The sequence below is a fragment of the Occallatibacter sp. genome (assembly GCF_036502485.1).
Lineage (GTDB): Bacteria > Acidobacteriota > Terriglobia > Terriglobales > Acidobacteriaceae > Telmatobacter.
Map to the genome: position 1 here is coordinate 106221 of NZ_DASXYM010000043.1, position 15229 is coordinate 121449.

Consider the following 15229-nt stretch of genomic DNA (forward strand, 5'->3'; position numbering starts at 1 on the left):
CGCTTACTCGGTGCGCAATGCACGCATGGGTTGAACACTCGCCGCCCGCCGCGCCGGCAGCGCCGCCGCCAGCATCACCATTAACGCCGTTACACCCACCGCAAATCCCAGCGTGAGCGGATCGGTCGACGTCACGCCGTAGAGCTGACTGCGGAAAAGGCGCGCCGTCACAATGGTGGCCGGCAGCGCCACAGCCACGGCGATGCCCGCAATAATCAGCATCTCGCGCAGCACCAGCCCCACTACATTGGAGCGTTGCGCACCAAGCGCCAGGCGCACGCCAATCTCCCGCGTGCGCTGCTCCGTCGAATACGCAAGCACGCCATAAAGCCCCACCCCCGCAAGCAGCACCGCCAGCAAAGAAAAGCCCACCGCCAGCAACGCCAGAGCGCGCTCGTCCGCTGCGCTGCGGTCTACCTGCTCTTGCATGGTGCGCAGCCCGTCCACCACCAGCGCAGGATCCAGCTCGTGAACAGCCCTGCGAATCGCTGGTTCAATCAACTCCGGTGGCTGCACGCTGCGCAGGTACATCTCCACGCCCGTCGCGTGATCCATTTGAAAATATGGCTTGTAAACGGCCGGGCCCAGCGGCGTGCGCAGATCCGTGTGACGGATATCGCCGGCCACACCCACAATCGTCATGTCGTACTTCACGTCATCGCCCGAGCCCCTTGCAAGCTGCCGCCCGATCGCCTTTTGCGGTGAACCGAAGAAGCGGTTTGCAAACGCCGCATTCACCACCGCCACCTTGGGCTGACCCTTCGCGTCGGCCACTGTGAATTCCCTTCCCGCAAGAACGGGCTGGTGCAAGGTAGCGAAATAACCCGGCGTGATGAAGGGCTCTTCGAAATTCATGTTCTCGTCTTCCCCAGGCTTGTAACCCTGAATCGACGCGTTCGAGGTCTCGCTGTCTCCAGTCAGTTCGGGATCGTTCGTGGCCGCCGCCTGCGAGACACCGGGGATGCGACTCAAAGCCTCAAGCGCGCTGGCGATCACTTGCGGCGTGCGGTCTTCGCCGTATCCCGAGTTGGTGGGATCGAGCGTGAACGTCACCAGGTGGCCGATATCAAAGCCAACCTGCTGCTGGCGCAGATTCTCAAGCGTGCGCACAAACAGGCCCGCTCCCCCCAGCAACATCAGGCTGAGCGCAATCTGAACGCCCACTGCGATTTTGCGAAAGCGCTGCGACTCTCGTGATGCGGTGCCCGCCGTCTGGCGTAGCGCTCCCGCCAGGTCGGGCCGGATGAAATGAAACACCGGTGCAACACTGAACACAAGGCTCGACAGGAGCGACACCCCCAGCGTGAACAAAAGCACGCGCACGTCCACGGCGCTCGAGTAGTGCTCCGAGCCTGCATCGGCGCTGGTCATGATGCGGACCAGCAAACGAGCCACCACCGGCGCAAATGCCAGTCCCGCGGCCGCTCCTGCCACGCCCAGCATCCCGCCTTCCACCAGCAATTGCGAAATGATGCGCCCGCGGCGTGCCCCCAGCGCATAGCGCATCGACATCTCCCTGACCCTCGCCGACGCCCGCAGCAACAGCAAGGTCGCAACGTTGATCGCGCAGAGCGCCACCAGCAGCACAGTCATGCTCATCAGGATCACCAGCGGCTTCTGCAAATCCAGCCGGTCCGGATTGAAACCCTTGGAGTCGTCCACCACGCTCAGGCGCGAGCTATCAATGAAGCTCTTGCGGAACCGCTCGGACTTCGACTTGTAGAGTGCAAACTCGTCGGTGCGCAGCGAGTGCCACAGAGGCGCAATGCTCGATTGCGCCTGCGCAATGCTCACACCAGGCTTCAGGCGGGCAACGATCGTGAGCCACGCCGACTGATGATTCTTGAGATCATTCAGTTGCGCTCTCCACGGAATTGCGTACTCCACCATGGTGACGGGCACAAACGCTGCGGGCTTGAATCCGCCAATTGCCGAATCGAAGTGGCTGGGTGCGACTCCCACCACGGTGAACGGGTGCCCATTGATCGAGATGGTTTGCCCCACCACGTCGCGCGACGCGTTGAAGCGCGTACGCCAGTAGTTGTAGCTGAGAACCACCACGGCGTTGGCATTCTTTCCCGTTTCGTCCTGTGCGGTAAACAGCCGCCCCATTCCCGGCCTCAGATCAAGCATCTCGAAGTAATTCCCGCTGACGATCTCAATTTGCTTGCTCTCTGCTTCGTTGTGCCAGGAGATTCCCGCCTGCGCCTTATCCGCTACGACCATTCCGTCGAAGACCTTGCTCTGATCGCGCAGATCCTTGTACATCGGATACGAGAAATAGCTGTGAGCCTCTCCCGTGTCGCCGCCGAAAGAGCTCATCGATCCGCTGAATCCGCCGCTCCACTGCAAACGCACCAGTTGTTCCGGATGCTGCACCGGCAGCATGCGCAACAGCACCTGGTCGAACAGGGTGAAGATCGCGGCATTCGCCCCGATGCCGAGCGCCAGCGTGAGAACCACCGTAACGGTGAACCCCGGCGATTTGCGCAACTGGCGCAGCGCGTACCGAAGATCCTGAGCGAATGAGTGCATACCCTTCTCCTATTCCGTGCGCAACGCCTGCATGGGTTCTACTGACGCCGCCCTGCGCGCGGGTAACCACGCCGCGGCAACCACCGCGAGCGTCATGATCACTAGCGCCGAAGCCATTGAGAGCGCGTCCAATGGCTTGACTCCGAACAGCACCGAAGCTTCAATCCTTACCGACGCCACGCACGCGCAAATACCAATAACCAGCCCCATGCCTGCCATGCGTGCCGTGTCGCGCAGGATCAGCAACCCGGTCGCGCGTCGTGATGCGCCCAGCGCCATGCGGATGCCAATCTCCCGTCGCCGCTGCGCCACCCTGAACGCCAGAAACCCATAGAGCCCCACAACCGTGAGCATCAAAGCAATCACTCCCAGCGCGCTCACCAACTCCGCCATCATCTGATAACTGCCCGTCGAGTAGCGGATCAGTTCCGGCAGAGACGTGATGAACATTGGATCGAGCAGCGGATTGGCATGGATGAACACCTGCCGCGCCGTCGGCGCCAGTGCCATAGCATTCTGTTCGCTCCCGATCACAAACGTGACTTCGCCCATGCTCGAGAAACGGAACGGAATATACATGTAAGGTTCCGGAATCGCGCCCACCTGGTTGATCGGCGCATCTTCCACCACGCCCACAATGCGCAGCGCAACATCGGAGCCGTTGTTGAATTCCGGCAGCCGCACCATCTGCCCAATCGGATTCGCGCCCGGCCAGTACTTGCGCACCATGGCCTGGCTCACAAGCAGCACCGGCGGCCCTGACGTGTTGTCCTCCGCAGTAAACCCCCGCCCCAGCAACACGCGCGTCCCGGTCACGTTGAGAAAATCCGGGCTGACTGCGTTGTACTTGATCTCCGCCGCCACACGCAGTTCAGGATGACTGGGAAGCAGGACCTTGGCGGCAATGCCGCCCTCCGACGGCATCAACGGCGCGCGAATTCCAAACGCGGCGCCCTTCACCCCCGGTAGTACGCGTAACTTCGCCAGCACATCGCTGCGCATCGGCTCATCGGGATCCTGCGTAAACGCCACCAGCACTTGATCGCGCGTAAGCCCAATCGACTGCGTGCGCGTATTCAAAAAACTGCGCACCAGCGCCATGGTCGACACCAGTAGCGCGAACGACAATCCAATCTGCAACCAGATTGAAGCTTGCCGAATTGCCGGCGTGCGTCCCTCGGTGCGCGTGGCCGCCGCCCCTTGCAGCGCAGGAATCAACTCCGCGCGCCTTGCCTGCAGCAGCGGAACCACAGCCAGCAAAAGCATGGTCGCGCATGCAAGCGCGGATGCAAACCCGAGCACCCGCCAGTCCAGATGGAACGCCGCTCTGTCCGCATTCGCATTAAGCATCGCCGGTTCGAGCACCAGCAACCGGGGCAGCACCGCCGCAATCGCCGCGGCCAGGCACAGCCCCGCCGCCAGAGCCGCCCCGCCCAGCACCGCATTCTCTGTCAGCAGTTGCCGCGCAATGGTTGCCCGGCGCGCGCCCAGCGAGAGCCGCAGCGCCACCTCGCCCTTGCGCGTAATGGCCCGCGCCAGCAGCAGGTGCGCCACATTTACCGCGGCCAGCACCACCACGCAGCCCACCACCGCAAACAAAATCAGCCCCGTGGTTCCGGCCCGGTCCATGCGATAGCCAAAATCGCTCACGGCACGCGCGCCGCGGCCCTGGTGCGACGCGGGCTCGACCACTTGCAGCGATTGCGCAATCGACGCAACCTGCTCGTTCGCCGCCGCCGTTGCTCCCCGGGCAAGCCTCCCCACCACGTTGAACCAGCGAAATTCACTCGACGTCAGATCGCTCCCGCCGTTCAGCAACGCCCACGATTCCGCAGGAATCCACAGATCGCGATCGCTGTTCGGATCCATCTCTCGGAAACTCGCTGGAAGCACCCCCAGCACCTCCACCGCGTTGCGATGATCCCGCCCCCGCAGCAGAGTGATACTGCGTCCCACAACCGCTGGATCGGAGTTGAACTCCCGCCGCCAGAATCCATAGCCAAGCACAACGCCGGGATGCGTCCGCATCCTCTCCGCATCCTGCGCGCTAAAGGCCCGCCCCAGCGCCAGATTCACACCCAGCACGTCAAAGAAGTTGCTCGAAACAACATTCGTCAGCAGCAATGCCGAGGTGCCATCCGCACGCGGCATCAGGCTTCCCCGCCGCCCAATCGCAGCCACTCCGCCAAACGCCGACGCGCGTTGCGCAATCACCTGGTAATCGTGGTACGTGAAAAGGCCCTCGGACTCCTGCTGCGTTGTCGCAAACACCCGCATCAGTTCGCCGGACCGCGGCACCGCCAGGGGATGCAGCCATAACCCATCCATGAGGCAGAAGATTGCCGCACTCGCGCCGATGCCAAGCGCCAGCGTAAGCACAACCGCGGCGCTGAAGCCCGGTGCCTTCCTCAATTGCCGCACGGCATATCGCAGGTCTCGCATTTCGTTACTCCGTCCGCAGTGCCTGCATGGGTTCGATCGCAGCAGCCCGCCGCGCTGGGATATAAGAAGCCGCAAGCGCCAGCAGCAGAATCGAAAGCGCCGCCACAACCAGCACCACCGGGTCCAGTGGGTCAACCTCGAATAGAAGCGCGCGCATCAGGCGCATCGCGAACACCGCACCCACGGCGCCAATTCCGGCTCCGACAATCCCCAGCTTCGCTCCGGAAGCCAGAATCAATCGCATCAGCCCCGCCCTTTGCGACCCCAGCGCCAGCCGAATCGCCATCTCCTGCGTACGCATTGCGGTCGAGAAAGCAATGACGCTATAGATTCCCAGCAGTGCCAGCAGCAGCGCCGCTGCCGCAAACGCTGAGATCAGTGCCGCGTTGAAACGCCGAGGCGCCTGTCCCTCGCTCACCACGCGATCCATGCTTTGAACCTGCGTAAGCGGCAACTGCGGGTCGATGGAGCGAACCACCGCGCGCAAAGAGTCGGCCATCTGCTCGGGTGCCAGCCCGGTGCGCAACACGATCGATCCGGAATCACCATTCAGCATGCTCTGCTGCGCGAACATGCCCAGCGTCTCCTTGAACTGACCCGCAGGCTGATAGATCTGCGCCTGCGTCTCGCTGTCCGCCGTGGTCTGCTTGATATCGCCAATCTCGCCCACCACGGTCATCCATGGCAACGGGATCTCCGGCACGCCAAGATGAATGCGCTTGCCAACCGGGTCCTGCCCCGGCCAGTAGCGCTCAGCCAGCGTGCGGTTCACGATCACAACCAGCGGAGTTCCGGCGCCATCGGCCTGCGTAAAGCTGCGGCCACGCACAATCGGAATGCCGGCGGCGCCAAAATAATCGCCTGTGATCTGCGAAGGCCAGCTGAGATTTAGCGTCTTGCCTTTGATCGGCACATACCCCTCCGCCACAATCCCGCTGTTATCGGTGTTGCCGCTTGCCGGCAGGTTCGAGGTCAAGCCAACTGCATCCACTCCCGGCAACTGCGCAAGCTTCGCCTGCAGCACACGATTGAACGCGTCCACGCTCGCCTGCGTGGAATACTGCTGATGCGGCAGACTGTAGTACGCCGTCAGCATGTGGTCGGTGCGGAAGCCGAGATTCACAGCGCGCAGCTTTTCGAAGCTCTTCAGCAGCAGCCCCGCCCCACTCAGCAGCACCAGCGCCACCGCCAGTTCCGTGATCACCAGCGCCGAACGCAGCCGCGCGTGACCGCCTGCCGTGCCGGTGCGCCCGCCCTCTTTCAGCGCGTCGTTCACCTTCGTCCGGGAGGCCGCCAGTGCTGGAATCATTCCGCACGCCAGCCCCGTAATCACCGCCAGCAGCAACGCGAAGCTCACCACCTTCCAGTCCAGCGAAATCGAATCAATGCGCGGCAGCGTTTCAGGCAGCATGCTCACCCCTGCGCGCACCGCAACCCAGGCCAGCGCCAGCCCGGCGAGTCCGCCGGAAATGCTGAGCACCAGAACCTCAATCAGATTCTGCAGAACAACCTCCCGGACACTGGCGCCCAGAGCCAGACGAACCGATACTTCGCGCCTGCGCTGAATCACCCGCACCAGCAGCAGGCCCGCGAGGTTTGCGCAACCAATAAACAGAACAACCACTACTGCCAGAAACAGCGTCCGCACCAGTGGCCGCGCTTCGCTTACGGTTTTCTCATTGAGTGAAACCACCACCGCGTGCAGCTTGAGAGTCTGCATCGGCGCCGGAAAATTGCGCATGATGTCCTCGGCCACGCGCTGCATATCCGCTTGCGCCCGCACAGCCGTGATGCCCGGCCTCAAACGGCCCACCATGCGATAGTTCCAGCTACCCTGTCCGCTGCTGAGTTCATCCTGTGTAAGGCTGGTGGGCACCCAGAGTTCACTGCGGTTCAACTGCCCCGGCACAAGCGGAAATTCGAAATCTCTTGGCATCACGCCAACAATTTCGTACGGCTTGCGGTCCAGTTGGATCCGACGCCCCAGAATGCCGGCCTCGCCGTGGAACCGGCTGCGCCAGGTCTGATAGCTGATCACCGCGACCTGTGCCCTGCCCTGGTCTTCCTCCTGCGTGAACACCCGCCCCAGCGCCGGCGATACGCCCAGCGTGGGAAACATGCTTGCCGTCATCCGCGACGCATTCACCTGTGCCGGTTCACCGGCGCCGGACAGCTCGTAGTTGGTCTCGCGGTAACCGCCCATGGCCGAGAATGCGCGCGTGTCGCGCATATACTGGAGCATCTCCGCCGCGGGTACAGAAGGACCACCCGCGAACGGAGCGCCCTCCAGCTCGTCCCCGGCTGCCATCAATGCCTGTGAGTGTGGGAACGGAAGCGGACGAAGCAGCACGCCTTCCACCACCGAAAAAATGGCAGTGGTCGCACCGATCCCGAACGCCAGAGTCAACACCGCCGTGAGCGCGAAGCCGGGAGATTTTCTCAACTGGCGGATTGCGTATCGGATATCGCGTGTCATCATCTCGGTTTGCTCCTCTTCGCTACTCGGTTCGTAAAGCCTGCATGGGTTCAATTGATGCCGCGCGCCTTGCCGGCACCAGGCCCGCCAGCGCAGCGCAGATCGCCAGCACCAACGTCGCGCCCACCAGCGCCCAGGGATCGTACGATCCAACCCCGTACAACTGATTCCTCATCAAGCGGCCGGCCAGCAGCGCCGCGGGAATCCCCAGCACCAGTCCCAGTCCCACCTGCACGCCCATGCCGCGCATCACAATCGCAATCACGCTCGATCGCGTAGCTCCCAGCGCCATCCGTATGCCGATCTCGCTGGTGCGCCGCACCACAAAATACGCCATCACGCCGTAAAGCCCAATCGAAGCCAGCACCAGAGCCAGCACGCCAAACAAGCTCGTGAGCCGCGCCACCAGTCGCTCCTGATCGAAGTTGCCCATCACCTGCGCGTGGAACGAACGCAGATCCACCACCGTCATATTCGGATCGATGCCCGCCAGTGTCCGCCGCAGCAGTCCTTCCGCATCCTGCTGCGGCGCGCTGAAGTTCACGATGATCGAATCAATGTACATGGACTGCTGCTCGCCTGAGATGAGTGGCGCCTCTTTGTACCCGCTGAACGATTGCGCCAGCGGCCGCAGAAACACAGGCCGCACCGGGTCGCGTGGATTGTTCATCTTGAAATCGCGAAACACGCCCACAATCTCGAACGCGCCCGAGTACTGCGGCAGATCGATGCCAAAGTGCTGCCCCACGGGATCCTGCTTCGGAAAGAAGCGGTTCACAAACGTCTGGTTCACCACTGCAACCTGCTGCGTCGCCGCCGTGTCCTGCTGGCCCAGGTCGCGGCCGCGCACAATGGGCACGCCCACGGAGGAAAGGAACCCCGGGCTCACGCGGTCCCACGTCGATCCGCAGCGGTCGTTCGGCCCCGGTGCCGGATGCCCCTGCTGAATCACGCACTCGCCCCAGTTGTCGCCCTCCAGCGGGCTGTAGAGAGCCATCGCCACATGCCCCACCCCCGGCAAGGACGAGAAGCGATCCTCAATCTGCCGATACAGCGCGGGAAGGCGATCGATCGTGTAGCCCGCACCCTGCGGATCAACGTGCAACACATAGCGGTTGTTCGTTGCCACGCCAAAATTCTGATTTTCCAGATTGCCCAGCGACTTCGTCATCAGAATCGCGCCCGCCAGAAGCACAATCGAAAGCGCAGCCTGGAAGATCACCAGCACTTTCTGCGGCAGGGACGATCGATCATGCGTGGCGCGATTCACGCCGCGCAGCACCTCCGCTGGCTGCGCATGCAGCGCCAACCAAGCCGGTGCCATCCCGAACAGAACCCCCGTCACCAGCGAGACCAGAAACGCAAATCCCAGCACCGCAGCGGACGGGGTGGCGCTGATAGGTAAATGCCGCGCCTCAGGAAACGCCAGCGCCAAAATCGTCCGCGAGCCCGCATAGGCCACCGCCATGCCCACCAGGCCGCCCACGCAGCTCAGCAGCACGCTCTCCGTAATGGCCTGCCGCATCACCCGCCGCCGCCCCGCCCCCATGGCCATCCGCACCGCCACATCCGCACGCCGCGCCGTGCTCCGCGCCAGCAGCAGGTTGGCAATGTTGGCGCACGCAATCAGCAGCACCACAGATGACAGGATCATCAGCATCTTCAGCCCGCGCCCGGTCTCCTGCTGCATGTTCTGAATGCCGCCGCCCGCCGGCACCACCGTCACATGCTGCTTTGAAATCAGCGTCGACCCGCCGTTCCTCGTATACGCCTCACGCGAATAGAGCCACGCTCGCAGCACACCCGAGAGCTTCAGTTGGAGTGCGACAATGTTCGTGCCCGGCTTCACCCTGCCTATCGGATACAGCCAGTGGGAATCCGGGTGATGCAAAATCGACTGCTGCTCCCCGTGCACCAGCACCTCGCTCGAAAGCGGAATCCAGAACTCCGCCGGAGCATCCGTCACGCGATCACCGAAAAAGCCTGGCGGCGCAATGCCGATCACTGTGAACGGATGCGCCTGAATTGAAATCGTCGAGCCCACAATCGAAGCGTCAGCGCCGAAATCCGTCTCCCACGCGCGAAAACTGAGCACCGCAACAGGCGCCCCATTGGGCTGATCGTCCGCCTCGCTCATCAGGCGGCCCGCAAACGGCTGCACCCCCAGCGTCGCGAACAAATTGCCTGATACAAACTCCCCATGTACTTCCTGTGCCGGCGCATGTCCATGCCGCACGCTGAACATCGGCTGCCCCGCCTGCACCGCGGCAAGCTGCTCAAACTCCGGCGCCGCGTCTTTGAAGTGCTTGTAAAGGTCGTACGAGAAAATATCGAAGTCGCCGTTCTCTCCAACGAATCCTCCATTCACACAGCAATCGTCGGTGTCGCCAATGCGATACAGCCCCGACGCATCGGCCACCGGCAGCGAGCGCAGCAGAATGCCTTGCACCAGCGTGAAGATCGCCGTATTCGCGCCAATGCCCAGCGCCAGCGTCACAATCGCGGTGATCGCAAAGCCCGGAGACTTTCGCAGTTGCCGCGTCGCATACCGCACATCCTGTAAAAGCTGGTTCATCATCTCCGCTGCCAAGCCCGCCTCCATCGTTAGTGGGGAATCAATCTACAATCCGCCGCGATGCCCTTCACGGCATTTGGCTCTCGCGCAGACGTAAAGCCGCCAACCAGTGATACCTCTTGAGCCGCCCCCGCAACCGCTACTCCGTCTTCAGCACCTGCATCGGTTGAATCGTCGCCGCCCGCCGCGCCGGCACTATGCCCGCCGCAAGAACCGTAATCACCAGCACCGCCGCCGCCCCCGCAAAGCTCACAGCATCAAAGGGAGCCACGCCAAACAGAATCGACCGCAGCAGCCGCACCGCAAAAAAGCTCCCCATGCCACCAATCACCAGTCCGGCCGCCGCCGTCTCCAGTCCGCCCGTCACCACCAGCCGCACAATCTGCGCACGCGTGGCGCCCACCGCCATCCGCAACGCAAACTCCCGGCTGCGCGCCGTCACCGCGTAAGCCATCACGGCGTAGAGACCGAGACTCGCCACCAGCAGGCTGGCCAAGGCAAACACGCCCAGCATCTCTACCGGCATCCACGAGAACTGGTAGAGGACTTCACCCACCTGCCTGAGGGTCTGCACGCTCTCAAGTGGCAGCGCTCCATCCAGGTTCGCCACCGCCTGCCTCAATGCGGGCAGTGCCGCCGCAGCCGTAGTTCTGGAGTGGACCGCAACAAAAAAAGTGCTCTCGTAGTGTTGCAGGACGGGCAGATAAAGCACCGGGTTGGGGTCCGTGTCCTGGGGATTGTGATACGCGTAGTTCTTCACGATGCCTACGATCTGGCAGGCCTGTTTGTCTTTTCCAACAATGACGCTGCTGCCGAGCGCGTTCCCCTTCGGCCAGTAGCGATGCGCCATGTCTTCATTGATCACCGCGACCAGCGGCGCTCCCTCGCGATCCTGCGTCGAGAACTCACGGCCCGCGATGAGGGGAATACTCATCGTCTGGAAGAAGTCCGGGCCCTCCAGGTCCGTGACCAGGCTCATGCTCTCGTTCCTGGCCGGCGTATATCCAGGAATGGAAATACTCCGGGCATTGCCGGAGCCCCAATCGCCCATGGGAAGATGGCTCGTCAACGTGGCGCTGCGCACCACCGCGGAGTGGTTCAGTTCATCAAGCAGCGCCGCCTGAAACGCCAGCCCCTTCTCCTTGGTATAGCCGGAGCGCGACAAAGAGACCTGCGCCGTCATGCGGTTCTCGCGATCGAAGCCGCGCGCGCGATCCAACACGTTCACCAGCGTCCGCATCAGCAGCCCCGAACCAACTAGCACGATGAAGCACAGCCCCAGTTGCATTCCCAGCAATGCAATCTTGGCCCAGCGATTGCGGCTCGAACCAAGAATGCCCTGGCTGCCTTCGTGGAGAGCAGCCTTCTGCGAAGTGCGCAGCGCCTGCCGAACGGGCATCATCCCGCACACCAGCGCCACCAGCATCACCAGTCCCGACAGGACCACCAGCGCCCGCCAATCCGGGCTCAGATTGAAGGCAAGGGGCATCCCAAAGTTGGGCAGCATCACATAGAGCGACCGCGCCAGCACCATGCTCGCCACCCACCCCACCACGCCGCCCATGAGAGCCAGCAACAGGGATTCAATGAACAACTGTCTTGCAATGCGGCCCGACGTTGCGCCCAGCGAAGCGTGGATGGCGATCTCGCGCCGCCGCCGTGCCGCGCGCTGCCCGAGCAAGGAAGCCGTATTGATGCAGACCAGTATCAGTAGAAGCACCGCCGCGCCCAGAAGCGCCGGCCATTGTTCGCCGACCACGCCGAACAAACCGCGTGCGAAGTGTGCGGAGTCGCGCAGGTTGAGGTCCCAGCCGCCCATGTTCGCGCCCTTCGCCTGCTGCTCCTCCGCGAACGCGTGCGCCAGCGCATGCAACTCAGCCGCGGCGGATCCGTGCGGAACTCCCGGTCGCAGACGCGCAACAAGTTGCAGCCCCTCGCTCCCGATGGGGTCGGCGCCGGCATCCGGCTGCAACGATCGCAGCGCGGAAAGCGCAACCCAAAGCTGTTCACCCATACCGCCGTAAATCCCCGCAAAATCGCGCGGAGCCACTCCGATCACGGTGAACGGACGGCGGTTCACGGTGATCGTCTTTCCCATGATGTGCGGGTCCGCATTGAAGAGGGCGCGCCATTGGCGATCGCTGAGCACAACTTCGTCGTGCATCCCGTAGACGCGCTCATTCGCTTCCCGCGCAAAGAACCGCCCCACTTGCGGCGTCAGACCAAGCAACTGGAAGTAGTTGCTTGACACCACGCCCGCCGTGACAACTTCTGGAGGCGCCCCCGGCGACGCCAGGTCCATCCTCGCCAGCGTGAACACCGCGGGGTTCTCGAGACTCTGGTCCCGGTCACGCAAAAATTCGTAGGCATCGAACGATACCGAATACCCCTCTGAACCATGCACCGTGGCATCGACAAAACGCAGGCTGCGCGGATCGCTGACGTGCGGGTAGGGATCGAACATGACCGCCTTGATCCACGTAAACACCGTGGTCAGCGCCGCAATGCCCAAAGCCAGCGTCAGCACCGCCGCCAGCGTGAAGCCCGGGGCGCGGCGCAGTTGCCGCATCGCATAACGCAGATCGTGGATCAGATGGTTCATCGCAATCGTCCTTTGCGTCGTTCAAAAGAAGCTGCGGAATCAATCGGCCCGCAGCGCCTCGGTCGGGTTCACATTCACGGCACGGCGCGCCGGCACCGCGGCCGCCACCAGCGCCGCAAGTCCAAGCACCACCACCGCAATCATCAGGATCACCGGATCGTGCGGCTTCACCGCATAGAGCTGATCCGCGATTCCTCTTCCCGCTGCAATCGCCGCCGGAATCCCGATCGCCAGCCCGATCGCCACCTGTGAGAATGCGCTCCTCAGCACCATACCCAGCACCGTGACCCGCCGCGCGCCCAGCGCCATGCGAATGCCGATCTCGCTGGTCCGCTGTTCCACCGAATAGGCCGTCACTCCGTACAGCCCGATGGCTGCAAGACCCAGCGCCAGCGCTCCAAAAATCAGCGTCAACTCGGCGATCATGTCCTGCTGCCCGAAATCCCGCGCCAGCGTCTCGTGATAACTCGCAAAATCAAGCAGCGGCACATTCGCATCCACCTCTGAGAGCGCCTTCCTTACCTGCATCTCCAGCCCCTCCGGATTTCCCGGAGCCCAGATCACCAGGTTCGACAGATAATGTGCCCCCTTCTCTCCTTCAATCTCCACCGGCTTTGTAAAGGGCGTGTGCTGCGCATTGGAGAGAAAGAACATCGGCCGGTCAGGCTCCTTGAATCCGTAGTTCAGGTAGCGCATGTCGTTCGCCACCCCTGCAATCTCCCAGTCCCCGGCGAATTTCAACTCCGGTCCGAATCGCTTCCCAATGGGGTTCTCGCCCTTGAGATATTTCTGCGCAAACGCCTCGTTGACCACCGCCACCATCGGCATGCCCGCCGTGTCGTGCTCATCAATCGCCCTGCCCATCACCATCCGGTTTCCCAGCGTCGAAAAGAAGTTCGGCGTCACATTCGTCCACGTCGCGCCAAAGTCCTCACCCGCGGCATGCTCGCCCTTGCCCTGCACCCAGATACCCGTGTTCCAGCTGTCGCCGCTCATCGGCGCATAGGTAGCGCCCGCCGCGCCCTTCATCCCCGGTATCTGCTGCAGCCGCTCAAACATGCGCCGGTAGAGCAGATCCAATTGCTCCGGCTTGTATCCAGCCTGGAACGCATCGATCGACATCATGTAACGCCCATCGGTCTCAAACCCGAAATCCTGATGCTCCAGATTGCGCAGGCTCTGCGCCAGCATCACCGCCGCACTGATCAGCACCAGCGACACCGCCGCCTGCCCCGCCACCAGCGCCTTCTGCGACCACCTTGTCCCCCGCGCCGTCGAACGATTCGCGCCCCGCAGCGCCTCCACCGGCTCCGCATGCGACGTGGTCCACGCCGGAGCCATGCCAAACAACATCCCCGTTCCCAGCGACACCGCCAGCGCAAACAGCAGCACAGGCAAAGAAGGAGTCGCGTCGATCGGAACCCAGCTGTTCGGCCCTGTGAACGCAAGACGCAGCACCAGCGCCGTTCCCAGATACGCAACCAGCAACCCGGCCGCGCCGCCCACCAGTCCCAGCGCCAGGCTCTCCACCAGCGCCTTGCGTATCAGCCGGCCCCGCGAGGCCCCCAGCGCAATTCGCAGAGAGGTCTGCTGCCGGTTCCTCACCCCCCGCGCCAGCAGAAGATTGGCAAGATTCGCGCACGCAATCAGCAGCACGCACCCCGCCGCAATCAGCAGAATTCGCAGCGCGTCCTCATATTGCTCGCGCACGTCGTTGACGCCCGCACCGCCCGGTGTAAGAAACATCTGCTGCTTGGGCAGATATTCCTTGTCCTGCACCGTCAAATCCGCAAAGTGGCTCATCTGCCACTGCCGCAGTTCGGTCCGCAACTGCGCTTCCAGTGCCCGCGGATCAGTGCCCGGCTTTACCCGTCCAATAATGTCGAGCCAGTTCGCATCCGCCTGCGGAAGCCGCGCCCGCTTGCCGTCGATAATGAGTTCCGCGGAAAGCGGCATCCACACATCAGGCAGGCCCCAGCCCTTCAGATCCGCGCCAAAAAATCCCGGAGGCGCCACGCCCACAATCGTGAAAGGCTCATTGTTGAACTGAAACACTGATCCCACCACAGACCGGTCCGAGCCGTATTTCTCCTCAAACGCGTGATAGCTCATCACTGTCACCGGCGGCGCGCCCTCACGGTCGTCCGAGGGCTGCAGCACGCGCCCCATCCATGGCCCCACGCCCAAGGTCGAAAAGAAATTGCCGGAAACATACTGCCCGTTGCGCGTCTGCGCCTGCTGCCCCGCACCCGCCCGCCGCGTCCCCAGGGCAACAGAGCCGCCCTGGAAGGCCGCCAGTTCCTCAAAGGCCGGCGTATTGTCCTTGAACCGCTGATACAGCTCGTTGTTAAACAGTGAGAACTCTTCCCACTGCGTATAACCACCCCAGTTGCAGCAATGAATCTTCTTCCCGATCCGCCACAACTCGGCCGGCTTGGTCACCGGCAGCGACTTCAGCAGCACCGCATGCACCAGCGTGAAAATGGCCGTAGTCGCCCCAATCCCCAGTGCCAGCGTGACGATGGAAGTCACCGTAAACCCCGGCGACTTGCGCAACTGGCGCACCGTGTAACGCAGGTCCTGGAGCAGCTGGTTCATC

Annotated in this window: 6 protein-coding genes; all 6 read right to left on the reverse strand. The window is 62.8% G+C overall.

Annotated features, from left to right (window positions below; all coding sequences use genetic code 11):
- Positions 1–3: 3 nt before the first annotated feature.
- Entirely contained in the window at positions 4–2535 is a 2532-nt protein-coding gene (locus tag VGL22_RS07140; RefSeq protein ID WP_465266215.1) for an ABC transporter permease, read from the reverse strand.
- Between the two features lie 9 nt (positions 2536–2544).
- Positions 2545–4977 carry an ADOP family duplicated permease gene (locus tag VGL22_RS07145; RefSeq protein ID WP_465266216.1) on the reverse strand — a complete coding sequence of 811 codons (2433 nt, stop codon included), beginning with the start codon at positions 4975–4977 and terminating at the stop codon, positions 2545–2547.
- A gap of 4 nt (positions 4978–4981) precedes the next feature.
- Positions 4982–7456: an ABC transporter permease gene (locus VGL22_RS07150; protein ID WP_465266217.1), complete on the reverse strand. Its 2475-nt coding sequence runs from the start codon at positions 7454–7456 to the stop codon at positions 4982–4984.
- Between the two features lie 19 nt (positions 7457–7475).
- Positions 7476–10043: an ABC transporter permease gene (locus tag VGL22_RS07155; protein WP_465266218.1), complete on the reverse strand. Its 2568-nt coding sequence runs from the start codon at positions 10041–10043 to the stop codon at positions 7476–7478.
- Between the two features lie 124 nt (positions 10044–10167).
- A complete protein-coding gene (locus tag VGL22_RS07160) occupies positions 10168–12630 on the reverse strand; it encodes an ADOP family duplicated permease (RefSeq protein ID WP_465266219.1) in 2463 nt (820 codons plus the stop codon).
- A gap of 39 nt (positions 12631–12669) precedes the next feature.
- Positions 12670–15228: an ABC transporter permease gene (locus VGL22_RS07165; protein WP_465266220.1), complete on the reverse strand. Its 2559-nt coding sequence runs from the start codon at positions 15226–15228 to the stop codon at positions 12670–12672.
- Position 15229: the final 1 nt, after the last annotated feature.

What these genes read in the sequence shown, in the direction of transcription:
- VGL22_RS07145 (WP_465266216.1), bottom strand. Translation starts at nt 4,977, where the DNA reads ATGCGAGACCTGCGATATGCCGTGCGGCAATTGAGGAAGGCACCGGGC.
- VGL22_RS07140 (WP_465266215.1), bottom strand. Translation starts at nt 2,535, where the DNA reads ATGCACTCATTCGCTCAGGATCTTCGGTACGCGCTGCGCCAGTTGCGC.
- VGL22_RS07165 (WP_465266220.1), bottom strand. Translation starts at nt 15,228, where the DNA reads ATGAACCAGCTGCTCCAGGACCTGCGTTACACGGTGCGCCAGTTGCGC.
- VGL22_RS07150 (WP_465266217.1), bottom strand. Translation starts at nt 7,456, where the DNA reads ATGATGACACGCGATATCCGATACGCAATCCGCCAGTTGAGAAAATCT.
- VGL22_RS07160 (WP_465266219.1), bottom strand. Translation starts at nt 12,630, where the DNA reads ATGAACCATCTGATCCACGATCTGCGTTATGCGATGCGGCAACTGCGC.